This is a genomic window from Pseudomonas yangonensis (assembly GCF_009932725.1).
GTDB classification, from domain to species: domain Bacteria; phylum Pseudomonadota; class Gammaproteobacteria; order Pseudomonadales; family Pseudomonadaceae; genus Aquipseudomonas; species Aquipseudomonas yangonensis.
Genome location: NZ_BLJU01000002.1, coordinates 424642 through 451581 on the forward strand (window position 1 = coordinate 424642; position 26940 = coordinate 451581).

A 26940-nucleotide genomic window follows, 5' to 3' on the forward strand; every position below is an offset into this window, starting at 1 on the left:
CGGTGTGGGGCGGCTGATCGACTGTTCGGCGTCCATCGTTCAGGCTTTAGCCTGGGGAGCGTTGTGATGCTCGGGCTTCTGGCTATATGAAAGCCTTGCGCACTGGCTCGTGGCTGCTCAGCTCTGTGAACGGTGTCCGCAGAAAATACGATGGCTCCCACGCTCCGGCGTGGTAACGATCATGAAACTACTGCTTTTGGCCGATTGCAGCCAGCCACGCCGGGCGGCTACCGGCCTGTAGCGGACGCTGGTGACAGGCCACTATCGGTTAGGAGCTGTCAGTTAATTTCCTATGAGATTGCTACTGGATCTAAGCCAAATCAGGGGCGCTCGGCAGCTTTCAGCCAATCGGTTACACCATTTACCCCTAGCGAAAGTAAAGTGTCTTGTATTTCCACAACACTTCTCAGCATCAAACCCTCGTCGGACTCTTCTAGTTCTTCTGCTTCTGCAAAGAGCCTCGTCATCAGTTGGGTGAGGCTGTTTTCGTGGTCGTAAAGATATGGTTGGCTCTTTTTTACGTATGCCAGATAGATTCTGAGTGCCTCGAGGGCAAGCTCTGGGTCATATTCTGCAATTATGTTGAGCCATTTATGAAAACCGTAAAGCCTATGGTGTTTTCTCTCACTATGGCTGTCATTTTCGAATGTTGAGAAACATTTTCGGATAAGCTCTATAGGCGCAAAAACAGGGGGAGTTTGATCTCCGAAAATACGCTCAAGCTTTCCGGCAACAGCCAATGCATGTGTGCCGCTGGCATCTAACCCTGCTTCCAACCCAGCAAAGCACCTCTCACCTTGCTGCTGAATATTTTCAGTGTGTGCCCAGACCGATGCAGCACCCAGCCATGCCTCTGTAGCATCAAGAGCCTTCAAGTCCTGTATAACATCAGCAATCTTGATGTGTTTAGACAGGGCGCATAAAGCTGAAATACGCCCCCAAGTTTCTAAATCTTTTTCTTTGCCTTCATAGCGGAGGCGCTTAAGTAAAGGCTCTACTACGGTAAAATTATTATGATAAGCATAATAGAGGCAAGGTTCGGCGATCTCCCAGAGCCCCTCTGCATCTCGCATAGCAGCATGAAATAGGCTCCAACCCAGTTCAAAATTCTTGCTCTGCAAATAAGGAAGTCGTCGAAGGATTACTGCGCGAATCGCAGGATGCTCATCTCCTGCAAAACAGCGTAATGTCGGAAGTAATAGCTCGGGGAACGACCCCCCAATTTTTTGAATGTCACTAGCTAATATTGTTAAGGCTTCGGCTACATCGCCCTTAGCCATATTGATCCCCAGCGAGATCAAGCAAACGTTATCACCCCTGATAGGGTCTTCTTCCTCAAGGCGCAGAAAAGCTATGGCTAAAAATACAAGTCGTTCGGCGTCAATCAGGTTATTTACAACATTGGCACAGGCTTCCAATGCTTTGGCTGCGGGACGCCGGAGCCGCCAGTGCTGAGAGTGCCTTTCAAGCTCATCGAGAATTTGACTAGCTAGAGCTGTAGCCTCTGGCTCCTCAATAGGTATCCAATGTTCGCCCGCTCGCAGGTTTCCATGCCGGTGGGCCAAGTAATTGGCCACACCATCCATGATGTCATCGCGAAACTTTGCTGGAATGTCAGACCAGTAGTTTGGCAAAAGCCTCAGGAATCGAGTGGGATGCCGAGAGGCAGCTTCTTGAAGTTGCATGCCAACTTCACGTTCACCTCCGACCAGAAAATCAACCCCGTGCCAATCTGAATAGCCGCTGTAGTGCGCTAGCAGGTGCATCACCGAGCTATCGCTGGCCTCTAGAAATACATCGAATGAAAACGGCGCTCTGACTGTGCCACCCCACGAACGAACATCCGGCTGACGATCAGTTACTCCAACCGTTTTCCCATACTCGTCAATCACTGCTTGCGCCTCTGGTGAGCGCAGGTAGCAAGGGATTGCAAGGATTAGCTCCGCACGTTTTTTTAGTACCCAGTATTCTGACGCGCACTCATCAAATATATGTAATATGGTGGCGGTCACAGCATCTTGTATCGCTTCGTCTAGAAACATAAATGCTGATTGAATTAGCGTGCCCAATTCGTAGTTCAGTTGGAACTCAAGGATGTTCTTGTCACGCAACATGCAACCGATCAGATCAATATTGGCTACAGGTGTCGCAGTGCAAGCGTGTATCCCAAAGTACAGCAATGCCCCCTCTTTATTGAAGCAAAGGCGCGCTCGATTATCCTGCCACCAGCGTGAATGCGTTTTTGCATGATGGAGAATTGAGGCCTCTACTGCATTGAGTAGAGCATCAATGTTATCTATGTGATGCATAGCTCGCCGACTATGTGTCTGTTCGAACGATGTCTCGCTCAGAAAACCATATCGGTAGCCTGCACGGGTTTCTCCATAACGTGAGTTGCGTATTTCACTCCAATGCTCAATCGAAGCCAGAGCCAGATCAAGCAATATCGTAGATTGCTGCATACGTTGTTGGACAAAATTATCCTGACGATCGCCGAACTCATGGGATTGGCAGCGCAAATTTTTATCGAACCGGTATTCCAGAAGATCTTTTTCCTCAATGCCACCAGCCACATAACGCCAAAGCAGATCATCTCCTATAACCCCAGCATTTACGCAGCAAGCGACCAAGCGCCCTAAGAAGTAGTGGTCGGTTGAGAGCGTATCCAGAAGCGAATTAAGCAACGGAACAACTAAGATTGCATTTTTTTCTGAAACTTCAGATAAGTATAGTGGTAGCTGCTGAGCTAATTGATTGTGATCGGCCCAATCTACAGACATTGCTTCATGCCAGAATAAAATAACTGATGCTGGATCTTCATTCTTCCAGCGAGATATATGATGCACATGCCCCATGTAGCCTTCTTTATCTCGTCCTGCCTTAAGTATGGGCACCAGGTATTTAAGCCAAAATCGATGCCACTCGACAGCATTGGCGGAGGTGTATACCACCTGAAAAACATCGCGGTGGTTTCCTCGTAACTCGCGTATTAAGGGCCAGTCCTCGTCGACGGGCAGCTGTTCGGCGAAAGACTCAGCAACCAAGCGCCGGATATGAAAGGCTGCTTTACCTGTCAATACTGCTCGTATCTGTTTTCTGAATTCACGCCGTTCCCCAAGAGCCAACTGCGCAACAAAGCTACGAATACTGGGACGAACAAAGGGTACCGGGGGCAAACTCTGAATGAATTGGTTCAGCGTAACACCGGCTCTCTGGGCCCCACTGATGACTAGAACGTCTAGTAGTGTCTGATGCCCGAAGGTCAGCTTGCTATCCTGTGTTTCTTGCAACACGTTTAAGCTACACAATGATCGTAGAATTTCCGGCGATGCAGGAAAGCGCTGATAGGGTACAACTAAACTACGTGATTCGAGCATTTCTGCGGCAATGCTTTCAATTGCTCGTATCGCAGTATCACCAAGCGAGGCATCGGCTCGCACAATTCCATCAAGATAACGCTGTGCCAACGCCTGGCTGGTGATTACGTTAAAGCCTCCTTCCCGCAGTGCTAAATCGACGAATAATGCAAGCTCCCGAGGATTTCGAATTAATTCTCGCGTAACAGCATCAATGTTAACGGAAATAATCCCCAATGTGTCCAGTAATGGTGCTATCTGAGCATTCCAATCCAAGGGTAAACATTTGAATTCGCAATCCCATTTTCTTTCCGCAATTCTGCGATCGTAATGTCTGTCGAAGTCTCGGCAAGAGGTCACTACGCTCACATTTGGAATCAATAGGAGACGATCTATCTGAGATAGAAAATAGGTAAGCACACGATGATCTCGTGCAATAGATAGCACATCCAAGGAATCAATTGTCACAACAACATGCGCACTTTCTGCAATACGTGCAGCTTGATTCACCCACTGTTCAGAAAGTCCAAAAGCATGTCGATCTTGAAAGGTAGCCAAGTCAGCAAACTCGCGAGACTGGATGAAGAGCGGCACGATACTCGCACAATGCTGTGCGTTTCGCTCCAAGGTTTCCTGTACATCCAGCATCACGCAGGTTTTTCCCGAACCAGGTAAACCGGTAAGCAAGATAGCGCGTTGCCCCGAGTTGATTGCATCCAGCAGATCATCCACCACGGGGCTGGATATTCTCTGGCCTGCTATATCACGTCGCCATGTTCTTCCGATAGCTGAAACACTGGAAAATGATGCACGAACTTCCGCAATATTAACGGGAGGAACGAGTAGCGCTCCTGCCTTGTTAAGAATGGCTTCAAGATTGGATTTTGTGAACCGGTGCTGAGCGACGGAGAGCGATCCATCCCTACTCATTCGGGCGCCCAAGTGATCTAGATGAACCCAGAGTGCATTAAATGCTGCATCCAGATTACTGACCATGTTACGTAATCGCTCTCGTAACTGGTCTTGCATACGCTCTAGAGTGCCGCTAGTTTCAAACTCTGTACAACGAAGAAACTCATAGGTTGATAAATCTGGAGCGCAGGAGCTGAGCAATGTTGAAAGGGCGACGTCTGTCTGATGGTTTTCGTTGCTTAAGCTGCTTTCATAGTTGTTCGCATCTTGCTGAGTCTCGCTATATTCCTTTAGTTTCCCTAGCTTTCCGAAGTTGCTTCTCGAATAAAAATAAACTTTAGACTTTTCATACTGATTAATCAGTCTTGCAGCTTTGCCAAGCTCGTCCGCGAGTTCATTAATAGACCATTCTTTGAAGTTGATTTGGTTTTTTTTGCATTGGCATGCGATAACAGTGCCATCAGCTTTTCCAATGACAATATCGTCGACTAGATAAGTTATCGAATCAATTTCGAGCCACTGATAGTTATCGTCGGATAGGACGGTCAAAGCCCAATCAAACGCAACCATGGTTTGATAGCCGTCGCCACGGTTAGATCGTATGCCAGCAAGACTCATAACACCTCCTTCTGACAGGTAGCCTCGCAATTGCAAAGCTGATGCCAAGAAATACCTCAGTAATATCATTTACTCTGAGGTTTTATGGCGAGTAAATTGCGAATTGGGCAGCCTAACCGGATACGCCATACAAAAAAGCTCAGATTGGAGTGGTCTTTTTCTTGAGTGCTACTAAGAAGTTAAAAAATTCCGTTTTTGGCCGCTTTGTGTCTGACGAATCAGGCAGGAGCGGTCAATAGCGGTCGGTTCGTCCTATAAATAAATCGCACCCATTTCCGAATAGCATTGACTAGCTTAACCTTGGTTGAGAATCTATTTTTTGGCGGCGTTTTGAAAATCACTTTGATGTTGAATAATCGTGGCGGCGATTACTGCGGAATCAATAAAGTGAAAAATGCCTGATGACTCTGTTCCCCTAACCACAACGCCTATAAATAATACTTTCTGATTCATTAACCCAAGAACAGGGCTGCCACTCATTCCGTTGAATGGATACTCAGATGCATGTGAGCGGAGTCTATATATCGGCTCCTCCATTTCAGAGGATCCAATATTTCCATTCTTCAGTAAAAGGTGGTCTACTAAGATTTTGCGATCGTAGTCGTATCTGTCCTCTGTCGCGGGATAGCCTAAGACAAATGCCTGTGATGCCGGAAAGTGCTTTGCGGGAAATAGGTGCGTATCTAAGTCCATAGCTTGGAGAAGGCTGCCTGTATGTTTAAAATATGCTTGATCGTCTAGCATATAGATTAGAACATCCAGATGATGGCGCTCCATAACTTCCGATCTAGGGCAGAAGTGTCCTAGTAAAGGGAGGCTGATGCTGGTGTCCGGCATCAGAATACGAGCGTCCTCATAATTGGCTTGCTGTCGATCCACCACATGGCGCGCAGTTACTGCATAGTACCGACCGTTTAGTTTCACGATTGTGCAAGTTCCGTATCCCCAAAGATACTCGCCACCAGAAAATCTAACCGGCCTTACAAACTCTGAGGCCAGCCGAAATGCCCGATCCTGCACGCCCTTATCAATATCAGGCACAATTAGCTCTTCCGATAACCTTACCAAGTTCAATCTCTTTTATATCGAGGCCTGCATCAGGTTCCAACCTGCCTCACAACAACCTAGCACGCCAATGTCGATGCTTCACTCTACTCCGCCGTGCGGGACGCTCGGCTCACCTATACCTGCTGCTTCACTCACTGCCGTCCGAATTAACCGGTGCCGACCATTGCAATGGAATAGCCATGCTCACTGAATCGGGCAAGCATCGCCCGGATGCTGCCGGTTTCAAATGGCCGCTTCTGGCCGAAAGCCGCCGCTCCCTTACGACTTAATTCCGCGCTCTTCCGCTGCTGCATAGCCTGCCCGCCATAAGCCGTAATCTGCGACAATCCCGCCTTTGCCCTGATTGCCTCGATCCAGATGACTGACCTCGCCACGCTGCAGAAGAAACTCGACCACGTCATGATCGCCGAGCGCCATCGTTTGCGCCGGCAGTTGCATGAGCTGCAGAAGCAGCCCGATGAGGCCAAGCTGGCGCAGTGGCTGGAGCGTTTTCAGGCGTCCAGCGACAAGGTCGCGGCGCGGCGCAGCAGCATCCCCGCCATGCGCTATGACGATGCGCTGCCGATTGCCGCCAAGCGCGACGAGATCAAGGCCGCGCTGGAGAAGAGCCAGGTGGTGGTGATCGCCGGTGAAACCGGTTCGGGCAAAACCACGCAGTTGCCGAAGATCTGCCTGGAGATCGGCCGGGGTGTGCATGGGCTGATCGGTCACACCCAGCCGCGCCGCCTGGCGGCGCGCAGTGTGGCGACACGGGTGGCGGAAGAGATCGGTACGCCGCTGGGCGAGCTGGTCGGTTATCAGGTGCGTTTCGAGGATCAGAGCAAGGACGGCACGCTGATCAAGCTGATGACCGACGGCATCCTGCTCGCCGAAACTCAGCACGACCGCTTTCTGGAAAAGTACGACACGATCATTGTCGACGAGGCGCACGAACGTAGCCTCAATATCGACTTCCTGCTCGGCTACCTGAAGACCCTGCTGCCGCGTCGCCCGGATCTGAAGCTGATCATCACTTCGGCGACCATCGATCTGGAGCGTTTTTCTAAACACTTCAACGACGCGCCGATCATCGAGGTGTCCGGCCGCACCTACCCGGTGGAAACCTGGTACCGCCCGTTGGCGGCCGAGGTGGACGAGGAGGGCGAGCGTCTGCTCGATGACCTGTCCATCGACCAGGGCATTCTCGCCGCGCTGGACGAGATCGCCGAGCACGAGCGCAGCGTGGGCAAGCGCCCCGGCGACGTGCTGGTGTTCCTGCCCGGTGAGCGCGAGATTCGCGAGGCGGCCGAGGTGCTGCGCAAGGCCAACCTGCGCCATACCGAGGTGCTGCCGCTGTATGCGCGGTTGACGCCGGCCGAGCAGCAGAAGATTTTCGCGCCCATGCCGGGGCGCAAGATCGTGCTGGCCACCAACGTCGCCGAAACCTCGCTGACCGTGCCGGGCATCCGCTATGTGATCGACAGCGGCACGGCGCGTATCAGCCGCTACAGCTACCGCGCCAAGGTGCAGCGCCTGCCCATCGAGCCGGTGTCGCAGGCCAGCGCCAACCAGCGCAAGGGCCGTTGCGGCCGGGTCGAGCCGGGCATCTGCATTCGTTTGTACAGCGAGGAGGATTTTCTCGGTCGCCCTGAATTCACCGACCCGGAGATTCTGCGTACCAACCTCGCGGCGGTAATCCTGCAGATGCTGCACCTGCGCCTGGGCAGCATCGAGGACTTCCCCTTTATCGAGCCGCCAGACGGCAAGGCTATCAGCGACGGCTTCAACCTGTTGCAGGAGCTGTCGGCGGTCAACCGCGAAAGCCAGCTCACACCCATCGGCCGGCAACTGGCGCGCCTGCCCATCGACCCGCGCCTGGGGCGCATGGTGCTGGAGGGCGCCAAGCAGGGCAGCCTGGAGGAAATCCTCATAGTCGCTGCCGCGCTGTCGGTGCAGGACCCGCGCGAACGACCGATGGATCGCCAGCAGGCCGCCGACCAGGCGCATGCGCAGTGGAAGGATGTGGATTCCGACTTCGGCGCGCTGATCAACCTGTGGCGCGGCTTCGAAGAGAAACGCCAGGAGCTGGGCAGCAACCCGCTGCGTACCTGGTGCAAGAAGAACTTCCTCAATTACATGCGCCTGCGCGAATGGCGCGACGCGCACCGGCAACTGGTGCTGATCGCTCGTGATCTGCAGCTGCTGGGCAAGGGCGGCCAGAACCGCTCGGAGGCGAAGGGCGAGCAGACGGCGAATACGCCGCAGCCGACCAAGGACACCCGCGTCAACGCCATCGCCCGTCAGCAGGCCGAGGCCAGCGAGGCAGCGGTGCGGGCGAAGAACTACGCCGCCGTGCACAAGGCGATTCTTGCCGGCCTGCTCAGCCAGATCGGCCAGAAGACCGAGGAGGGCGACTACCTCGGCGCGCGCCAGCGGCGTTTCTGGATTCACCCGTCCAGCGTGATCGGGCGCAAGAAGCCCAACTGGGTGATGGCCGCCGAACTGGTGGAAACCACCAAGCTGTTCGCCCGAATGGTGGCCAAGATCGAGCCGGACTGGATCGAACCGCTGGCGGCGCACCTGGTGAAGAAGAACCATCTGGAACCGCATTGGGAGAAGAAGCGCGGCCAGGTGGTGGCGTACGAGCAGGTCACCCTGTACGGCATGATCATCGTCGGCCGCCGCCCGGTGCATTACGGCCCCATCGACCCGCCGGTGGCGCGCGAGATGTTCATTCGCGAGGGGCTGGTGCGAGGCGAGATCAACAGCCGCGTGCGCTGCCTGACTGCCAACCGCCAGTTGCTCGAACGCCTCGACGAGCTGGAGGCCAAGTCGCGCCGCCGCGACATCCTCGCCGACGAGGAAACCCTGTTCGGCTACTACGAGGCGCGTATCCCGCAGGACATCTATCAGGCTGCGAGTTTCGAGAGCTGGTACAAGAAGGGCAGCGCCGCCGACCCGCAGCTGTTGATCATGCGCGAGGAAGACGCCCTGGCCCGCGATGCCAGGGAAGTCACCGCCGCGCAGTACCCGGACACCTTGCGCATCGGCGAGCTGCAACTGCCGCTGTCCTACCATTTCGAGCCCAACCACCCGCGTGACGGCGTGACCCTGCGCGTGCCGGCGCCGCTGTTGCCGCAACTGCAACCCGAGCGCCTGGAATGGCTGGTGCCGGGGCTGCTGGAGGCCAAGTGCGTGGCGCTGGTGCGCGGCCTGCCCAAGGCGCTGCGCAAGAACTTCGTGCCGGTGCCGGACTTCGTCGGCGCCGCGCTGGACAAGCTGGTATTCGGCCAGGGTTCGTTGCCGCAGGCACTCGGTCAGGAGTTGCTGCGCATGACCGGCGCGCGGGTGTCCGACGAGGCCTGGGCGGAAGCGGCTGAAAGCCTGGAAAACCACCTGAAGATGAACATCGAGGTGGTGGATGCGCGCGGCAAGTTCCTCGGTGAAGGCCGCGACCTGGCCGAGCTGACCGCACGTTTCGCCGAGGCCAGCCAGGCCGCGTTGGCCATCCCGCAGCAGAGCGACAAACCGAAAGCGGTGGAGGCCAAGGCCTTCGCCGAAGTGGCCGAGAAGGCGCAGCAGAAGATCGCTGGGCTTTCCATGACCGTCTACCCGGCGTTGGTAGAGGAGGGCGGGGTAGTCAAGGAAGGGCGCTTCCCGACCCAGGCCGAGGCCGACTTCCAGCATCGTCGTGCGCTGCAACGTCTGCTCTTGCAGCAACTGGCCGAACAGGCCAAGTTCCTGCGCGGCAAGCTGCCGGGGCTGACCGAGCTGGGTCTGCTGTATCGCGATATCGGTCGCGTCGAGGCGCTGGTGGAGGACATTCTGCTGGCCAGCCTGGATGCCTGCATCCTCGACGGCGAAGCGACGCTGCCGCGTGATGGCGCGGCCCTGGCGCAGCTGGCCGAGCGCAAGCGTGGCGACTGGACGGCGCATGCCGAACGTATCGCCCGCCAGGTGCTGGAAATCCTCAAGCTGCACCATGACCTGCAGAAGCGCTTCAAGGGCAAGATCGACCTGGCCCAGGCCATGGCGCTCAACGACATCAAGCTGCAACTGGCCAATCTGGTCTACGCCGGCTTCGTGCGCGAGACGCCGGGCGAGTGGCTCAAGGAGATTCCGCGTTACCTCAAGGCCATCGAGCAGCGGCTGGACAAGGTGGGCGCGCAGGTGCAGCGTGACCGCGTGTGGACGGGCGAACTCACAGGCTACTGGGAACAGTACAAGGCGCGTGCTGCCAAGCATGCCCAGGAAGGCAAGCGGGACCCGCAGCTCACGTTGTATCGCTGGATGCTGGAGGAATACCGCGTGTCGCTATTCGCCCAGCAACTGGGGACGAAGATGGCGGTATCGGACAAGCGCCTGAGCAAGCAGTGGACGCTGGTTGAAGGTTGATGATCGGCGCTCGCCCCGGTGCAGGGGCGAGCCAACCACTGATGAATGCGGAAACCGAGAACGATGAGCGCAAGTGAAGATAAATCCGGGCTGGGGCGCCGTGGCTGCCTGGGCCTGTTCCTGGCCGGCCTGGCCTTTGTCGTACTGATTTTCGCCGGGCTGATCTACATCATGACCCGCCCGCAGGACGCCGAGATAGAAGCTGGCGAGCGCGCGGCCATCGAGGCCTGCTGGAAGAGCGCGCAGGCCACCGAGCGCAGCTTCACCGAGGAGAGTTGCCAGGAGATGGAGAAGCAGTTCCTGCGCAAGTTCGGCCATCAGCCATGAACCTGCTGCAACGCCTGAGCTTCAAGCATCTGGTGGTGGGCTTCTGTGTATTGGCGCTGGGGATCGTGGTGCTGATCTGGTGGCTCAGCGGCGCTGCCTATCTGCGGCCCTATGCCGAGCAGACGGTGATCTTCGGTCAGGGCGAGTTGAAACTGCCGCCCGAGCTGGCCGGGCCTGGACCGATTCGCGTGGTGCACTTCTGGGACCCGGATTGCCCCTGCAACGCGGAAACCGACGCGCACCTGCGCTACCTGATCGGCCTGCACCGCAATGCCGATGTGGCGTTCTACAGCGTGCAGAAGCCGGGCAGCACGGGCGAGATCGCGCCGTTTCTGCGTGGGCGGATGAAGCCCCTGCCGGGCATCGAGGGCATGGAGGCGCTGCCGGCCAGCCCGGCGCTGGCGATCTGGGATCGCGACGGCAACCTGGCCTATGCCGGCCCTTACAGCGAAGGGCTGGTGTGCAACTCCAGCAACAGCTTCGTCGAGCCGGTGCTTGAGGCACTGACCCAGGGGCGCCATGTGTCCCTCGCCAGCGGCCTGGCAGTGGGGTGTTATTGCGCCTGGAAGTAGTGGCGTAGGCAGTAGGTAAAGCTATCGCGGCTGAAGCCGCTCCTACGGGATAGGTGGATGTCTGTAGGAGCGGCTTCCGCTTTAGCCGCGATACTCGTCGCGGCTAAAGCCCCTCCCACACAAGCTGTTGCTGGCCGCCGTTCGTAGCCCGGATGCAATCCGGGCACTATCGAATCGTTCCGGGTTGTATGCGAGTTAGGCGAAGCTATCGCGGCTGAAGCCGCTCCTACGGGATAGGTGGATATCTGTAGGAGCGGCGGAAAGGCTTTCGCTTTAGCCGCGATACTCGTCGCGGCTAAAGCCCCTCCCACGCAAGCCACTGCCGGCCGCCGTTCGTAGCCCGGATGCAATCCGGGGCATATATCGAGTCGTTCAGGGTTGCGTGTGGGTTAGGTGAAGCTATCGCGGCTGAAGCCGCTCCTACGGGATAGGTGGATGTCTGTAGGAGCGGCTTGCGCTTCAGCCGCGATACTCGTCGCGGCTAAAGCCCCTCTCACACCAGCTGTTGCTCACCGCCGTTCGTAGCCCGGATGCAATCCGGGGCATATATCGAGTCGTTCAGGGTTGCGTGTGGGTTAGGTGAAGCTATCGCGGCTGAAGCCGCTCCTACGGGATAGGTGAATGTCTGGAGCGGCGGAGGGGCTTGCGCTTCAGTCGCGATGCTCGTCGCGGCTAAAGCCCCTCCCACACAAGCCGCTGCTGACCGCCGTTCGTAGCCCGGATGCAATCCGGGGCACTATCGAATCGTTCCGGGTTCTGTGTGGATTAGGTGAAGCTATCGCGGCTGAAGCCGCTCCTACGGGAGGTGGATGTCTGTAGGAGCGGCTTCCGCTTCAGCCGCGATACTCGTCGCGGCTAAAGCCCCTCTCACACAAGCCACTGCCGGCCGCTGTTGCGTAGCCCCGATGCAATCCGGGGCATATATCGAGTCGTTCCGGGCCGCGTGTGGGTTAGGTGAAGCTATCGCGGCTGAAACGAAATGCCGCTCACTTTGCAGGCGCTCACAGGTCCCGTGGGAGCGGCTTCAGCCGCGATGCTTTTGGGCTGACCTCGATTGCCCCGGATTACATCCGGGCTACAACACCAGCCGTCCTCTGTCTCTACTTGACCCCGCTCTGCACTCAGCCTTTCGCAAGGCTGACGCTTCTCACCAGAGCATTGCGAATTCTTGAAATTTTCTCAATGTCAAGGCCTGGCACGCTGCCGGCGGACAGCATCTTTCGTGTCATTGATTCCTGTCAATTTGCTGACAAAAAGCTCTAAACCGGGGCTGTGATCTTTTGTCGCACCCCTCCGATTCTTTGCCGGCTTCTTCCGGCAAAGTGTTTCAAATCATTGCGTATATGTTGCGAAATATGTCGAGGTGAGGCGGTCAACCGGCGCCTAAGTAGGCTGCTAACTAATTGTGCGGGGCTGTCAGAGCCTGCAACATCCGCGCTTCCCACGGTTTACCGCTTCGCTTGCACGGATGCTCAAGCTCTGAGTTCTTGCTGCCGGCCTCTTACTCGATGGGCCGCACGGCAACTGAAGCCGACTGTGGGCTCACTCAGTTGAAGGTCGTGACATGAAAGAAGAGAAATACCATCGTTGTGCGCGCTGGCTGGTGATGGCGATTGCCTTCTCGGCGCTCGGTGGATGTGACTGGGCACTGTTCAACTCGAAAGGGCAGATCGGTGTCGAGCAGGGCAATCTGATCCTGATCTCCATCGGACTCATGCTGATCGTGGTGATACCCGTGATCATCATGACCTTCCTGTTTGGCTGGCGTTATCGCGAGTCGAACGAGAAGGCCACCTACATGCCCGACTGGGCACATTCGCACAAGATCGAACTGGTCGTCTGGGGCGTTCCCCTGATCATCGTCGCCGTTCTGGCAGTCATCATCTGGCAAACCTCGCATTCGCTCGACCCCTATCGTCCGATCGAATCGGACAAGCCGGCGCTGAACATCGAAGTCGTCTCGCTCGACTGGAAATGGCTGTTCATCTACCCGGACCAGGGCGTGGCCGTGGTCAATGAGCTGGTGATTCCGGAGAAGACGCCGGTGACCTTCCACATCACCTCCGACACGGTAATGAACGCGCTGTCGATCCCGCAGCTCGGCGGGATGATCTACGCCATGGGCGGCCAGCGTACCCAGCTCAACCTGATCGCCAACGAACAGGGTGAGTTCTTCGGCCAGTCCGGCAACTTCAGCGGCGAAGGCTTTTCGGCCATGCGCTTCACCACCCACTCGGTCAGCGACGACGCGTTCGCGCAGTGGGTCGACAAGGTCAAGCAATCGCCCGAGGTCATGGACTTCGCCGCCTTCAAGCAGGTGGGCGAGCCCGGCGAGATGGTCAACCACCGCTACCCGGTCTACCCGATCCGTTACTTCGGCCAGGTCGAACCGAACCTGTTCAACAAGGTGATCGGGCAGTACGTGACCCTGAAAGATTCCCACAGCACGGCCATGCACGAAGCAGCGGAGGTGCAGGAGTGAATATGTTTGGAAAACTGACTCTGGATGCGATTCCGTACCACGAGCCAATCATCATGATCACCCTGGCCGTTGTGGCGCTGGGTGGTCTGGCGTTGTTCGCGGCGGTGACCTACTTCAGGAAATGGGGCTACCTGTGGAGCGAGTGGCTCACCTCGGTGGACCACAAGAAAATCGGCGTGATGTACATCCTCGTCGCGCTGGTCATGCTGGTGCGTGGCTTCGCTGACGCCATCATGATGCGGACCCACCTGGCGATGGCCCACGGTGACGGGCAGGGCTACCTACCGCCCGAGCACTACGACCAGATCTTCACCGCGCACGGCATCATCATGCTGATCTTCGTGGCCATGCCCTTGGTCACCGGCCTGATGAACATCGTCGTGCCGCTGCAGATCGGCGCGCGTGACGTGGCCTTCCCCTACCTGAACTCGCTGAGCTTCTGGCTGTTCGTCGGTGGCGCGCTGCTGATCAACCTGTCGCTGGGCCTGGGCGAGTTCGCCAAGACCGGCTGGGTGGCGTATCCGCCGTTATCGGGGATCAAGTTCAGTCCGGGTGTGGGGATGGATTACTACATCTGGAGCATGCAGCTATCGGGCTTGGGGACGACGCTGACGGGGGTCAACTTCATCGCCACCATTCTCAAGATGCGTGCACCGGGCATGAGCCTGATGAAGATGCCGATCTTCACCTGGACCATCCTGGTGACCTGCGTGCTGATCTGCGGCGCCTTCCCTCCGCTGACCGCGACCCTGGCGATGCTGTCGCTGGACCGCTACCTGGATTTCCACTTCTTCACCAATGAACTGGGCGGCAACCCGATGATGTACGCCAACCTGTTCTGGATCTGGGGTCACCCGGAGGTGTACATCCTCATCCTGCCGGCGTTCGGCGTGTTCTCCGAGGTGGTGGCGACCTTCTCGCGCAAGACCCTGTTCGGTTATGCCTCGATGGTCTGGGCGACCGCGGCCATCGGCGTGCTGTCGTTCGTGGTGTGGCTGCACCACTTCTTCACCATGGGCTCGGGGGCCAGCGTCAACGCCTTCTTCGGCATCATGACCTCGATCATCGCCATCCCCACCGGGGTGAAGATCTTCACCTGGCTGTTCACCATCTTCCGTGGCCGCCTGCAACTGAACGCCATGACCTGGATGACCCTGGGCTTCCTCGTGACCTTCTCCATTGGCGGCATGACCGGTGTGCTGATGGCGGTGCCGGCGGCGGACTTCGTGCTGCACAACAGCCTGTTCTTGATCGCCCACTTCCACAACGTGATCATCGGCGGCGCCGTGTTCGGCTACCTGGCCGGCATCATCTACTGGTTCCCGAAAGCCTTCGGCTTCAAGTTGCTCGACCGCTTCGGCCGCTACTCCTTCTGGTGCTGGCTGATCGGCTTCTACTTCGCCTTCATGCCGCTGTACGTGCTGGGCTTCATGGGCATGACCCGCCGCCTGAACCACTTCGACAACCCGGCCTGGGTGCCGTGGGTACAGGTGGCCGTGGTCGGAGCCGTGCTGATCGGTATCGGCATCGTCTTCACCGTGGTGCAGTTCGTCACCAGCTACATCAAGCGCAAGGAAAACGTCGACGTGAGCGGCGACCCCTGGGACGGCCGCACCCTGGAGTGGGCGACGTCCTCGCCGCCACCGTTCTACAACTTCGCGGTCATCCCGACGGCGGACAAGATCGACGCCTTCTATGAGGCGAAGAAGAATGGTGTCGAGCTGATGCCTGCACCGCAGCACTACGAGCCGATCCACATGCCGAAGAACACCGGTAACGGTCTGGTGGTGTCGGCGTTCGTCATCGCCTTCGGCTTCGCCATGATCTGGCACATCTGGTGGCTGGCCATCTTCGGTCTGGTCGGTGCAGTGGTCAGCTTCATCGTGCGTTCCTACGACGAAGACATCGACTACTACGTGCAGCCCGAAGAGATCGCGCGGATCGAGCAGGCGCACCACCAAACCAAAGCCAACGCAGTCGTACAGGCCTAACCATGACCGCTTACGAACCCCATTTTCCACATGACGCTCATGGCCACGGCCATGAGCACCACCACGACACCAGTGGAATCAAGCTGTTCGGCTTCTGGGTCTACCTGATGACCGACCTGCTGATCTTCGCCACGGTGTTCGCCACCTTCGCGGTGCTGAGCAATTCCTTCGCCGGTGGTCCCACCGCCAAGGAAATGCTCAGCCCGGGCCTGCACCTGGTGCTGGTGGAAACCTTCGCGCTGCTGTTCTCCAGTATCACCTACGGCATGGCCATGCTCGCCACCTACCGTGGCGACAAGGGCGCGGTGCTGCGCTGGCTGGGCATCACCTTCCTGTTCGGTGCGGCCTTTATCAGCATCGAGCTGTACGAGTTCCGCCACCTGATCCATGAAGGTGCCGGGCCGCAGGTCAGCGCCTACTGGTCGGCCTTCTTCACCCTGGTCGGCACCCACGGCCTGCACGTCAGTGCCGGTCTGCTGTGGATGCTGGTGCTGATGTTCCAGGTTGGCAGCCGTGGCCTGACCGACACCAACAAGACCCGCGTGGGGCTGCTCAGCCTGTTCTGGCACTTCCTCGACGTGGTGTGGATCTGCGTGTTTACCGTCGTCTACCTGATGGGGGTGCTGTAAATGGCTCACCAAGACAATCACGCCGCCCACGCCGTGGGCTTCAAGGATTACCTGACCGGTTTCATCCTGTCGGTGATCCTCACCGTGATCCCTTTCATGCTGGTCATGCACCCTGAAGTGCTGGGCCTGAGTCGTGGCGCGACCCTGATCACCGTGGTGCTCTTCGGCCTGGTGCAGGTGCTCGTCCATCTCGTGTACTTCCTGCACATGAAGACCGACGCGGAAGGCCGCTGGAACGTCGTTTCGATGATCTTCACCGTGTTGATCATTGCGTTCGTGGTCGGCCTGTCGGTCTGGATCATGTGGAGCATGCACTATCACATGATGATCAACTGATGCTGGCGCTCCTGAAGCAGTACCTCAACCTCGCCAAGCCAGGCATCGTCTTCGGCAATCTGATTTCCGTGACGGGCGGTTTCTTCCTGGCTTCGCGCGGCGATGCGAACCTGGCGCTGTACTTCGCGACAGCGCTGGGGGTTTCCCTGGTGATCGCCTCAGGCTGCGTGTTCAACAACTACATCGACAGGGACATCGACCAGAAGATGGAGCGCACCCGTAACCGGGTGCTGGCGCAGGGGCTGGTTTCACCTGTGCATGCCATCGTCTATGCCTGCGTGCTGGGTGTGGCGGGGGTGGCCGTGCTGTATGCCGCCACCAATACCCTGGCGGTGATTCTGGTGCTAATGGGCTTCGTGGTCTATGTCGGCCTCTACAGCCTGTGGCTCAAGCGTGGCTCGGTGTACGGCACCCTGGTCGGCAGCCTGTCGGGGGCGGCACCACCCGTGGTCGGCTATTGCGCGGTGAGCAACGAGTTCGATGCTGGCGCCGCCATCCTGTTGTTGATCTTCAGCCTGTGGCAGATGCCGCATTCCTATGCCATCGCCATCTTCCGTTTCAATGACTACCAGGCCGCGAACATCCCGGTGCTGCCCGTCATCAAGGGGATCTCGGCTGCCAAGCGGCAGATCGTGCTGTACATCGCCGCCTTCGTGGTCGCGACCCTGATGCTGACGCTCAGCGGCTACGCCGGCTACAGCTACTTCGTGGTCGCCGCGCTGAGCGGTGCCTACTGGCTGTGGATGGGAGTATCGGGCTACAAGGCCGCCGATGATCGAGTGTGGGCGCGCAAGCTGTTCACCTTCTCCATCATCAGCATCACCATGCTCAGCGTGATGATGTCGGTGGATTTCATCTCTTCGCCCGAGCAGGTATTGGTGACCTCCATCAATCACCTGTGCAGCCAGTTCGCCGAAAGCGCGCAGGGCATCTGCGCAGTGGTCGCCGGTATCTGACCTCGGCCCTGTGGGAGGGGCTTCAGCCGCGATTGTCGCCGCTGAAGTACCTCCCACGGGGTTTCTGTCGTAGGGTGGATCACGCTTCATCGATCCACCATTGGTGGATGTAAAAGCGACATCCACCCTACGTCAGCACCTTCAACTTCGGCCAAGTCGCCAGCCAATTCTTGCCGCGCAGTCGATGCTGGTAGATCGGCTGCTTGTCGGCCTTGAATCTCCCGGCCGGTCGCACGATCAGCTCGAAGAGATCTTCCAGGCCGAGCGGTGCGGCAACTTCAACCTCATCTTGCTCATCCAGTCGCACGGCCACCGCCGTCGCAGTCTCCGGCCAGTGCCGCATCGCTTCGGTAGCCGAGGCATAAGGCGCATCGCCATTTCGCAGATGCATGCGCGCCTGATTCTTCACCGACCACTTCAGCGATTCGTCCTGTTGGCGCAGCATCGTCTCCAGTTCAGCGTCGCGAGCAGGGGAGATTTGGCTGCGGTCGAACCAGATCACGTCGATATCTTCCGGCAGCGGGGATGGCGTGCGTTGGTGCAGGTGATCCCAGACCGCGCTGCGCACGAAACCGGCGGCCACCCAGCAATCGGGCAGGTCGAGCCCGCGCACCTGTTGCAGGATGCGCAAGCGCTGTGGGTCGTTGGCAATGAGTGTCTGGAGTTGAGCGGCGAGATTCATGTGCGCAGCCTATCAGCGGTGTCCGTTGCTTGCCTGTTCAGTTGATCTGGTCTTTTGAGCTAGCGCGGCGCGTTGATCGCCCGGCACCAATACTGTTTCGGGAGGTCTGAAGCGCTGAGCCGCTCAGGAGTGCCCGTTTGTGTGATCGTTCATGGCAAGGCGGACCGCATTGTTCCAATCTCCGCGGTTGATTCAACTCTACATAGGGAACATGTAATGGAAATGAAGATCCTGGCCAGCGGCGTCGGCGCGGCCATCCCCAAGACCAGCATTGGCTTCAATCTGTTCAGTGGCGTCTACATACAGATCAGGCGTGCAAGCGCCGATAAGCCGCAGGTGTTCGGTATCGCTACCGGGCCTGAGGTCGGTGGTAACAGCGGCACGCTGATCGCCGGCCATATCGAGACCAGCTGGATGAAGATCGACGCGGGCAAGCACGCCTGGCTGTGCAGTCGCTCATCGCTGGTCGGCAAGCTGGGGGAAGTCGAGCTCAAGGGTACGTTGCTGTTCAGTGGCAGTGTGGACGTCAACTTCACCATCTATGACGCCAACAACGAGGCCAGCTTTTCGCTGAGCCGCGTGAAGGTCGAGTCGAGTGGCGGGCAGTTGGCCGACACCAAGGTGCGTGGGGTGATCAAGGACATGATGGGGCAGACCCAGAATGGGGACCTGCTCTGTGGCTAACCGTGACCGAGGTCGTTTCCCGCGCTTGAAGACGCTGTGCAATCTGGCATTGCTCCTGCTGCAGTTGATCACCTTGGCAGCCTACTGGGGTATGGTCAGCGCCAGGCCCAGCTATATGGCGATCAGTCAGGAGCTCTACCCGAGCAGCGAGCGACTGATGAACAGCTGGCTGGCCGACACGCTGGTCTCCATGCCGGCAATGGTGGCGGTAGGCGCCATCTTCGTGTTGAGCGTCGCCAAGGAGTTTGCCGGTCTGAGCAAGGTCCGGCGGATTCAACTCAATGCACTGATCCTGAGCGTGCTGCTGGTCGTGCTGTATTTGGCCGCCTCGCCGCTCTACGTTGCGGCCGCCTGATCAGCCTGCACTCGATTCCGTAGGAGCGGCTTTAGCCGCGATTGTCGCCGCTAAAGCGCCTCCCACCGTCTCAGATACTGTTCTGATTGACCCGCTGCATCAGCTCCTCGGCCGACTCCTTGCGTTCTGAGTAGCGATCCACCAGTTCCGGGTGGTCGCGCAGCAGCCAGGTGAAGCGCATCAGCTCTTCCATCACATCCACCAGGCGGTCGTAGTAGGGCGAGGGTTTCATGCGGTTGTCGTCGCCGAATTCGAGGAAGGCCTTCGGTACCGAGGACTGGTTGGGGATGGTGAACATGCGCATCCAGCGGCCGAGCACGCGCAGCTGGTTGACCACGTTGAACGACTGCGAGCCGCCGCACACCTGCAGCACGGCGAGGGTCTTGCCCTGGGTCGGACGCACCGCGCCCATGGCCAGCGGCACCCAGTCGATCTGCGCCTTGAATACCGCCGACATGGCTCCGTGGCGTTCCGGTGAGCACCACACCTGGCCTTCCGACCACTGCATCAGCTCGCGCAGTTCATGCACCTTGGGGTGCTCCACCGGGGCATCGTCCGGCAGGGGCAGGCCGGACGGGTCGAAGATGCGTGTCTCGGCGCCCAGGTGCTGGAGCAGGCGCGCGGCTTCTTCGATCAGCAGGCGGCTGAACGAGCGCTCGCGGTTGGAGCCGTACAGCAGCAGGATGCGCGGCGCCGGGGCGTCGCTGGGGGCGGCCGCTGGCAGCAGGTCGCTGTCGAGGTTGGGCAGATCGCTCATGCGATTCTCCTTACAGTCCGCCGATCTGGTTCAGTGCCTGCTGCAGCTCGGCGCGGCTCAGGTTGCGCAACGGCAGGGCGAGGAAGGCGCGGCAGCGCCTCTCGATATGCGCCAGGGTGGCGTGAAAGGCAGCGTCGATGGTGGCCTCATCGCCTTCCACGTGGGAAGGATCTTCCAGGCCCCAGTGCGCCTTCAGCGCCGGGCCGAAGTACACCGGGCAGGCCTCGCCGGCTGCCTTGTCGCAGACGGTGATGACAATGTCCGGCGGGCTATCTTCGAAGGCCTCGTTGCCCTTGCTCGACAGGCCGGCGGTGGAGATGCCGGCGGCCTCCAGGGTGCTCAGGCTGCGCGGCAGTACCTGGCCGCGAGGGAAACTGCCGGAGCTGACGGCCTGATAGCCGGGCGGGGCAATATGGTTGAACAGCGCCTCGGAGAGAATGCTGCGGCAGCTGTTGGCCGTGCACATGAACAAGACTTTCATCAGGAAGGCTCCGGGTCAGAGGCTCAGGCGCAGGGCCAGAGCGGCAAGAGTCAGCAGGAGGATCGGCAGGGTGAGGATGATGCCGACCCTGAAGTAATAGCCCCAGGTAATACGGATGCCCTTGCGGGCCAACACGTGCAGCCAGAGCAGGGTGGCCAGGCTGCCAATGGGGGTGATCTTGGGGCCGAGGTCGCAGCCAATCACATTGGCGTAGACCATTGCCTCACGTACCAGGCCGCTGGCCTGGCTGGCGTCGATGGCCAGAGCGCCGATCAGTACGCTGGGCATGTTGTTCATGATCGAGGAGAGCAGGGCGCTGAGCAGGCCAGTGCCGATGGCGGCGGCCCAGATGCCTTGCGCAGCCAGCGCGTCGAGCAGGGTGGTGAGGTCCGCCGTGAGGCCGGCGTTGCTCAGGCCGTAGACCACCAGATACATGCCCAGCGAGAACACCACCACCTGCCATGGCGCACCGCGCAGCACCTTGGCCGTGGCGATGTGATGGCCGCGCGCGGCCACGCCGAACAGCACCGCCGCGCACACTGCAGCAATCGCGCTGATCGGGATGCCCAGCGGCTCCAGCGCGAACAGACCGAGCAGCAGCACCAGCAGGACGATCCAGCCGGCGATGAAGGTGTGTGGATCGCGGATCGCCTCACGCGGCGCCGGTAGGCTGCCTACGGCATAGCGCGCAGGAATGTCACGGCGGAAGAACAGCCAGAGCATGCCCAGGGTGGCGGTCACGCTGACCAGATTCACTGGCACCATCACCGCGGCGTAGGCGCCGAAGCCGATGCCGAAGTAGTCGGCCGAGACGATGTTGACCAGGTTCGACACCACCAGTGGCAGGCTGGCGGTATCGGCAATGAAGCCGGCGGCCATGACGAAGGCCAGGGTCGAGGCCGGCGAGAAGCGCAGCGCCAGCAGCATGGAAATGACGATGGGCGTGAGGATCAGCGCGGCGCCGTCGTTGGCGAACAGCGCCGATACCGCTGCGCCGAGCAGAATGCACAGGGCGAACAGGCGTGCGCCATGGCCGCCGGCCCAGCGCGCCATGTGCAGCGCAGCCCACTCGAAGAAGCCGGCCTCATCCAGCAGCAGGCTGATGATGATCAGGGCGATGAAGGTGAAGGTCGCGTTCCACACGATGTCCCACACGGTGGGAATGTCGCCGGGGCTGACCACTCCGGTGAGCAGGGCCAGCACCGCGCCGAGCGAGGCACTCCAGCCGACGCCAAGGCCGCGCGGTTGCCAGATGACCAGAATCAGAGTGAAGACGAAGATGGCGGCGGCGATAAGCATGCGGGCTTCTCAACAGCAAGTGGCGAGGCGGGCAGGGCGGTCGCCCATGTTGGCGAGACGGCTGGCATCCTGCTGCAGCCAGGTGCGGTTGGCAGCCAGGGTGGCGGCCAGCACGTCACGCACCCATTGCGGCAGATCCGGCGCCAGGCGGTAGTACACCCATTGGCCCTGGCGGCGGTCCTGCAGCAGGCCGCTCGTGCGCAGTTGCGCCAGGTGACGTGAGATCTTCGGCTGGCTGTCGGCCAATGCGCAGACCAGCTCGCATACGCATAGCTCACCTTGCTCGACGATCAGCAGTACGGCACGTGCGCGGGTTTCATCGGCCAGGGATTTGAACAGTGCGGGTGGAGACAGTTGATCGGACATTGGCGGAGCCCAAATATGTGGTTTTCCGAATATACGAAAATCCATATGTGTAAGGCAAACCCGGTGGAGCTCGTCGGGGCTTTGCACTACAGTCCCCGAGCCGGTCGCCGGGACGGATTTTCCCGGCCAGAGATTTCAAGGGAGGCGCTTGATGCGTTTACCGCGCATGCGCAACGTGATGGCCTGGACGCTGGTGGTGCTGTTGTTGATCCTGGTGGCCTTGCTCGGCATTCGTATCGCCGGGCTGTCGGCATTGCCCGAGTTGGAGCCCTGGCACCGCCTGGTGCCGCAGGAGCTGGAGGTCAGCGAGCTGGATGAGGGCGACTGGCAGGCCTATCTGGCTGCCGAGGCGGCCCTTTTCGAGCGCCTGCAACGTGATCTGATCGAGCCGGTCACGGTCTCCGGCACGGCGCCATACAGCCGTTATGCCAGCGACAGCCCGGTCTACCCCGGCAATCTGCCGCATGACTGGAACCGTTCCTTCATCCTGCCGCCTTCTGGCCCGGCGCGAGGCGTGGTGGTGTTGCTGCACGGCCTGACCGACTCACCCTACAGCCTGCGCCATATCGCGCGGCATCTGAGCGAGCGGGGGCTGCTCGCCGTGGTGCCGCGCATGCCCGGCCATGGCACGGTGCCGGCGGCGCTCACCGCTGCGCATTGGGAGCAATGGCTGGCCACCACGCGCCTGGCTGTGCGTGAGGCGCGGCGTCAGGTACCGGACGGGCCGCTGTATCTGGTCGGCTACTCCAATGGCGGGGCGCTGGCACTGCGCTACAGTCTGGCGGCGCTGGAGGATGAGCGTCTGGCCATGCCGCAACGTCTGGTGCTGATCTCGCCGATGATCGGCGTCACCAGTTACGCGCGTTACGCCGGCTTGGCGGCCCTGCCGGCGGTGCTACCGGCCTTCGCCAAGTCGGCGTGGATGAATGTGCTGCCGGAGTTCAATCCGTTCAAGTACAACTCCTTCCCGGTGCAGGCGGCGCGGCAGACCTACGAGTTGACCCGCGAGGTGCAGAGCGCCTTCGATGCTGCCGAGGCCGATGGCCGTCTGTCGCGGCTGCCACCGGTGCTGGCCCTGCAATCACTGGCCGACAGCACCGTGAGCACGCCCGCGGTGGTGCGCCAGCTGTTCGCGCGCCTGCCGGCCAACGACAGCGAGCTGGTGGTGTTCGATATCAATCGCTCGCAGGCCGCCAGCTCCCTGTTGCGAGCCGATATGAGCGGATTGCTGGAGCAACTGCTGCCAACGGCTCGGCGTGACTACGACCTGACCGTGGTCGGCGTGGTCACCGAGCAGGGCCGTGCAGTCGAGGCCCGACGTATCGCCGCAGGTAGCCAGCAGGTTCAGCGTCAGCCGCTGGGCGTGGATTACCCGAGTCAGCTGTTCTCGCTGTCGCATGTGGCCTTGCCGTTCCCGCCGAGCGATCCGTTGTACGGAAGCGACCCGGCAGCGGACGAATCCTATGGCGTATCGCTCGGCACCCTGGCGCCGCGTGGTGAACATGGCGTGCTGGTGGTGGGGTTGGACAGTCTGCAACGGGCAACTTCCAACCCCTTCTACGACTACCTGCTGCAGCGCATCGACGAGCACTTGGAGTGAGCGCCGAGGTGGGCGGCCAGCATGCGTTTCTTCCCCTTTTATGGGCGCGAACACCGGCCGCGGGGCGTGCCTGCCGATCGCTGCTGGCCATCGCGGCAACAGGCGCGCGTTGATAGCGGCGACCAGCAGGGCGGTGGCCGCCCACCAGGCCGGCCGTCAGCGCTCAGTCTTGCAGCAGCGCGTCCAGCTTGCCTGCACGCTCTAGCGCGGCCAGATCATCGAAGCCACCGACATGCTGCTCGCCGATGAAGATCTGCGGCACGCTGCGGCGCTTGCTGCGCTGCAGCATTTGCGCCATCAGCTCGGGCGAGCGGCTCACATCGATCTCCTCGTAGGTCACGCCCTTGCGCGTCAGCAGCGCCTTGGCATTGATGCAGTAGGGGCAGTACGCAGTGGTGTAGAGGGTGACGGCTTGCATGGTGGACCTCCGGCGTCATCAGACGGCTACTGGTGGAAAGTCGACAACGGTTTCGGCCAGGTTGTTGAGGTAATTGGTCAGCGTCATCAGGGCGACGTTGGCCACCACCTCGACGATAGCGGCCTCGCTCAGCCCGGCATCGCGCGCGGCTTGCAGCTGCGCATCGCTGATGCGGCCACGGCTGTCGATGACCTGCCGGGCCAGGCGCGCCACGGCATCGAACTCGCCATTGCGGGCGCTGCGAATGTCTGCCTCGCTCAAACCGGCCTTGCCGGCGAACAGGGTGTGTGCGGCCAGGCAGTAGTCGCAGCCGTTGACCTGCGAGCTGGCCAGCGCCACCACTTCGCGCGCCCTGGCGTTCAATGTGCCTTTGCCGAGGGCCTGGGACAGCGCCAGGTAGCCGCTCAGCGCGGCCGGGGCATTGGCCAGGGTGGCGAAGGTGTTGGGGATGAAACCGAGGCCCTTGCGGATGCCTTCCAGTTGCGACTGGGCGCTGGCAGCGGTTTGTTCGAAGGGCAGTGCGGCGATGCGAGTCATGGTGATTCTCCAGTCTTGGTGGGGAGCTTGTCGTTCAAGCCTGGAGCCAGATTATTGAAGCGAGCTGGCCTTTCGGATTCAGATCGTCGATGTTATGCGACAGATCGTCCAAGAGTGCGAAATGACCATGGATCGCCTGTCCAGCCTGCTGCATCACTTCAATCTGCACGCCAGCACCTTCCACCGCGGTGGTTTCTGCGGCACCAGCAGCCATGGCGAGCATGAGCCGCACGGTTACATCCACCTGCTGCGCGCCGGACGCATGAGCTTTCGCGAGGGCGATGGCCGCGAACTGCATCTGGCCGAGCCGAGCCTGATGCTGGTGGCCAGGCCGCGCCTGCACCAGATGAGCGCCAGCGAGGCCGACGGCGCCGAACTGGTCTGCGCCACCCTGGCCTTCGATGGTGGCATCGACAATCCGCTGTCGCGGTCGCTGCCCGGGGCCATCGTCAAACCCTTGCGCGAACTGCCGAGTCTGAGCGGTTGCCTGGACTGGCTGTTCGCCGAGGCGGCGGGGGAGGATTGCGGGCGTGAACTGGTGCTCAACCGCCTTTTCGAGCTGATGGTAATCCAGCTGCTGCGCCATCTGATGAACAATCGCGAACTGGCCTCGGGGATGATCGCGGGCCTTGCCGAACCGCGCCTGGCGCGCGCGCTCAATCGGATGCATGAGAAGCCGCAACATGGCTGGTCGGTGGCCGAGTTGGCTGCGCTGGCCGGCATGTCGCGGGCCAGTTTCGCTGCGTATTTTCACCAGGTGGTAGGCGCTACGCCGGCCGATTATCTGGTGGGCTGGCGTGTCAGCCTGGCGCAGAAGCGCCTGCGCGAAGGCAGGCCCATGGCACTGATCGCCGATGAGGTCGGCTACGAAAGCCCCTCGGCCCTGGCCCGCGCGTTTCGCCGCAAGGTGGGAACGAGCCCCAGTGAGTGGCTGAAGCAGGGCGGTTGAGTATCATGCGGCAGCTTTGATCTGCGGCAATCGGGCTGCTGATTGGGCTCGACCACAGTGCCCCGATAGTGCATGGTGGCGCCCCATGCTGCCTGCTTCGAGAGTTGCTCCATGTTCGAAATCCAAGCCATCGACCCCGCCTATTACCGCCAGCAGACACGCCGCAGCACGATGGTGATCGCGATCATCTTCGTGGCGCTGGCCATGCTCTGCGCCACGCTGAGTACGCAGGTGTTCGGCACGCCCGGTGGCGACAACTTCAAGTGGAACCTGCTCGGTGTGGCAGCGGGTCTGATGCTCACCGTCGCCCTGGTGCGCCAGCAGCTATGGTCGCGGCCGTTCATGGCACCGGCCGTTTATGGCTGGCGGCTCAAACGCAGCCTGATGCGCATCACCAACGTCATGCATCACGTCAAGGCGGGTGTGGCGCAGGGGGATGAAAGCGCGATGAAACTGCTGCGTTTCTATCACCTGGGGGTCACCCAGATGCACCAGCTCGACGGCAATTCCAGTGAGCTGAGCCAGATGGTGCGCGAGATCGACGACCATCGCGAGGCGATGCAGCAGCGTGGGCTGGATATCGAGCAAACGCGGCTCGATCCTGCCTCGCTGGAGTGGGTGAAGTCCTTTAACTGAACACTTCGTTATCGAGTCACAATGACTTATTTGCTGTTATTTTGACTTTTCTTTTCTGCTGTCATTAGTACCTATATTTTTCTATCTATTTGTTTTTAAAGATAAAAATATGTGGCACGAAATCTGACTATCTCCGGGTGCAATGCCCATTACAGGAGAAAATCAGATGAAACCCCTTGCCTTGCTCGCTTTTTCCCTTGGCCTTGCGGCCACCAGTGTCTTGCAGGCGGCCGAAGTGGTCGCCGAGCGTGAGGAAAACTCCGTCGGCGCCGGCTTCGGTGGCCTGTCCGGCCTGATGCTCGGCGCTGCCGCTGGCGGCCCCGTCGGTGCGCTGGTTGGCGCTGCCGCCGGGCTTTGGTCCGGAGCTCAGGTTCAGTCCGCCAGTGGCAACAGCGGTACTGCCTATGTCGTGCGTCATGAAGACGGTCGCGAACAGTGGGTGCGCTCGCCTAATGAGCGCTTCGAGTTGGGCCAGCAAATGGAAATGAACGGTATCCGTCTGCTGGCTCAGTAAACCGATTTGGCTGGGAGGTTACTCAGCCACCGCATTCACTT

Annotated in this window: 23 protein-coding genes; 14 read left to right on the plus strand and 9 right to left on the minus strand. The window is 59.7% G+C overall.

Annotated features, from left to right (window positions below; translation table 11 throughout):
• Positions 1 to 320: 320 nt before the first annotated feature.
• Together GYB81_RS03670 and GYB81_RS03675 are read right to left on the minus strand one after the other, a co-directional pair.
• Positions 321 to 4886 carry an AAA family ATPase gene (locus tag GYB81_RS03670; protein ID WP_161866557.1) on the minus strand — a complete coding sequence of 1522 codons (4566 nt, stop codon included), beginning with the start codon at positions 4884 to 4886 and terminating at the stop codon, positions 321 to 323.
• A gap of 312 nt (positions 4887 to 5198) precedes the next feature.
• On the minus strand, positions 5199 to 5927 hold the full coding sequence (locus tag GYB81_RS03675; protein ID WP_161866556.1) for a hypothetical protein: 729 nt from the start codon (positions 5925 to 5927) through the stop codon (positions 5199 to 5201).
• A 384-nt stretch (positions 5928 to 6311) separates the two neighbouring features.
• Between GYB81_RS03675 and hrpA the strand changes: the two genes are divergently transcribed.
• From hrpA to cyoE, 8 genes are all read left to right on the plus strand, one after another.
• Positions 6312 to 10328: an ATP-dependent RNA helicase HrpA gene (hrpA, locus tag GYB81_RS03680; RefSeq protein ID WP_161866555.1), complete on the plus strand. Its 4017-nt coding sequence runs from the start codon at positions 6312 to 6314 to the stop codon at positions 10326 to 10328.
• Positions 10329 to 10391: 63 nt separating this feature from the next.
• Positions 10392 to 10655, plus strand: a complete 264-nt coding sequence (locus GYB81_RS03685; protein WP_161866554.1) for a hypothetical protein — start codon at positions 10392 to 10394, stop codon at positions 10653 to 10655.
• On the plus strand, positions 10652 to 11227 hold the full coding sequence (locus GYB81_RS03690; protein WP_161866553.1) for a DUF6436 domain-containing protein: 576 nt from the start codon (positions 10652 to 10654) through the stop codon (positions 11225 to 11227). Before GYB81_RS03685 ends, GYB81_RS03690 begins: the two co-directional genes overlap by 4 nt.
• Before the next feature lie 1564 nt (positions 11228 to 12791).
• The gene (gene cyoA / locus GYB81_RS03695) at positions 12792 to 13709 is read left to right on the plus strand and encodes a ubiquinol oxidase subunit II (RefSeq protein ID WP_161866552.1); all 918 of its coding nucleotides are present in this window, start codon (positions 12792 to 12794) and stop codon (positions 13707 to 13709) included.
• Positions 13710 to 13711: 2 nt separating this feature from the next.
• A complete protein-coding gene (gene cyoB, locus GYB81_RS03700; protein ID WP_161866551.1) occupies positions 13712 to 15700 on the plus strand; it encodes a cytochrome o ubiquinol oxidase subunit I in 1989 nt (662 codons plus the stop codon).
• A gap of 2 nt (positions 15701 to 15702) precedes the next feature.
• The gene (cyoC, locus tag GYB81_RS03705; protein ID WP_161866550.1) at positions 15703 to 16329 is read left to right on the plus strand and encodes a cytochrome o ubiquinol oxidase subunit III; all 627 of its coding nucleotides are present in this window, start codon (positions 15703 to 15705) and stop codon (positions 16327 to 16329) included.
• On the plus strand, positions 16330 to 16665 hold the full coding sequence (gene cyoD, locus GYB81_RS03710; RefSeq protein ID WP_074675324.1) for a cytochrome o ubiquinol oxidase subunit IV: 336 nt from the start codon (positions 16330 to 16332) through the stop codon (positions 16663 to 16665).
• Positions 16665 to 17621 carry a heme o synthase gene (cyoE, locus tag GYB81_RS03715; protein ID WP_161866549.1) on the plus strand — a complete coding sequence of 319 codons (957 nt, stop codon included), beginning with the start codon at positions 16665 to 16667 and terminating at the stop codon, positions 17619 to 17621. Before cyoD ends, cyoE begins: the two co-directional genes overlap by 1 nt.
• A gap of 127 nt (positions 17622 to 17748) precedes the next feature.
• Here cyoE and GYB81_RS03720 read toward each other — a convergent pair whose 3' ends face one another.
• The gene (locus GYB81_RS03720; RefSeq protein ID WP_161866548.1) at positions 17749 to 18303 is read right to left on the minus strand and encodes a nucleotidyltransferase family protein; all 555 of its coding nucleotides are present in this window, start codon (positions 18301 to 18303) and stop codon (positions 17749 to 17751) included.
• 216 nt (positions 18304 to 18519) lie between these two features.
• Here GYB81_RS03720 and GYB81_RS03725 point away from each other — a divergent pair, with 216 nt between their 5' ends.
• Positions 18520 to 18987 (plus strand): hypothetical protein, encoded by a 468-nt coding sequence (locus GYB81_RS03725; RefSeq protein WP_161866547.1) that lies wholly within the window; start codon positions 18520 to 18522, stop codon positions 18985 to 18987.
• Entirely contained in the window at positions 18980 to 19342 is a 363-nt protein-coding gene (locus tag GYB81_RS03730) for a hypothetical protein (RefSeq protein ID WP_161866546.1), read from the plus strand. Before GYB81_RS03725 ends, GYB81_RS03730 begins: the two co-directional genes overlap by 8 nt.
• 70 nt (positions 19343 to 19412) lie before the next feature.
• Here the strand turns inward: GYB81_RS03730 and arsH are convergent, their stop codons facing one another.
• Genes arsH through GYB81_RS03750 form a run of 4 tightly spaced genes read right to left on the minus strand, consistent with a single transcriptional unit; the run spans position 19413 to position 22245 of the window.
• Positions 19413 to 20099: an arsenical resistance protein ArsH gene (gene arsH, locus GYB81_RS03735; RefSeq protein ID WP_161866545.1), complete on the minus strand. Its 687-nt coding sequence runs from the start codon at positions 20097 to 20099 to the stop codon at positions 19413 to 19415.
• A 10-nt stretch (positions 20100 to 20109) separates the two neighbouring features.
• The gene (locus tag GYB81_RS03740) at positions 20110 to 20580 is read right to left on the minus strand and encodes an arsenate reductase ArsC (RefSeq protein WP_161866544.1); all 471 of its coding nucleotides are present in this window, start codon (positions 20578 to 20580) and stop codon (positions 20110 to 20112) included.
• Between the two features lie 15 nt (positions 20581 to 20595).
• A complete protein-coding gene (locus tag GYB81_RS03745; protein ID WP_161866543.1) occupies positions 20596 to 21879 on the minus strand; it encodes an arsenic transporter in 1284 nt (427 codons plus the stop codon).
• Between the two features lie 9 nt (positions 21880 to 21888).
• On the minus strand, positions 21889 to 22245 hold the full coding sequence (locus GYB81_RS03750) for a metalloregulator ArsR/SmtB family transcription factor (protein ID WP_161866542.1): 357 nt from the start codon (positions 22243 to 22245) through the stop codon (positions 21889 to 21891).
• Between the two features lie 151 nt (positions 22246 to 22396).
• On the opposite strand from GYB81_RS03750, the gene GYB81_RS03755 reads away from it, so the two are divergent.
• Positions 22397 to 23845: an alpha/beta hydrolase gene (locus GYB81_RS03755; RefSeq protein WP_161866541.1), complete on the plus strand. Its 1449-nt coding sequence runs from the start codon at positions 22397 to 22399 to the stop codon at positions 23843 to 23845.
• Between the two features lie 163 nt (positions 23846 to 24008).
• Here the strand turns inward: GYB81_RS03755 and grxC are convergent, their stop codons facing one another.
• Complete coding sequence (gene grxC / locus GYB81_RS03760) at positions 24009 to 24263, minus strand: glutaredoxin 3 (RefSeq protein ID WP_161866540.1); 255 nt, start codon at positions 24261 to 24263, stop codon at positions 24009 to 24011.
• A gap of 18 nt (positions 24264 to 24281) precedes the next feature.
• A complete protein-coding gene (locus GYB81_RS03765) occupies positions 24282 to 24800 on the minus strand; it encodes a carboxymuconolactone decarboxylase family protein (protein ID WP_161866539.1) in 519 nt (172 codons plus the stop codon).
• Positions 24801 to 24921: 121 nt separating this feature from the next.
• Here GYB81_RS03765 and GYB81_RS03770 point away from each other — a divergent pair, with 121 nt between their 5' ends.
• The 3 genes from GYB81_RS03770 (at position 24922) to GYB81_RS03780 (ending at position 26899) form a co-directional block, all read left to right on the plus strand.
• Complete coding sequence (locus GYB81_RS03770; RefSeq protein ID WP_161866538.1) at positions 24922 to 25749, plus strand: AraC family transcriptional regulator; 828 nt, start codon at positions 24922 to 24924, stop codon at positions 25747 to 25749.
• Between the two features lie 111 nt (positions 25750 to 25860).
• Positions 25861 to 26385 carry a DUF3087 domain-containing protein gene (locus GYB81_RS03775; protein WP_161866537.1) on the plus strand — a complete coding sequence of 175 codons (525 nt, stop codon included), beginning with the start codon at positions 25861 to 25863 and terminating at the stop codon, positions 26383 to 26385.
• 166 nt (positions 26386 to 26551) lie between these two features.
• On the plus strand, positions 26552 to 26899 hold the full coding sequence (locus GYB81_RS03780; protein WP_161866536.1) for a hypothetical protein: 348 nt from the start codon (positions 26552 to 26554) through the stop codon (positions 26897 to 26899).
• The last annotated feature ends 41 nt before the right edge of the window (positions 26900 to 26940 follow it).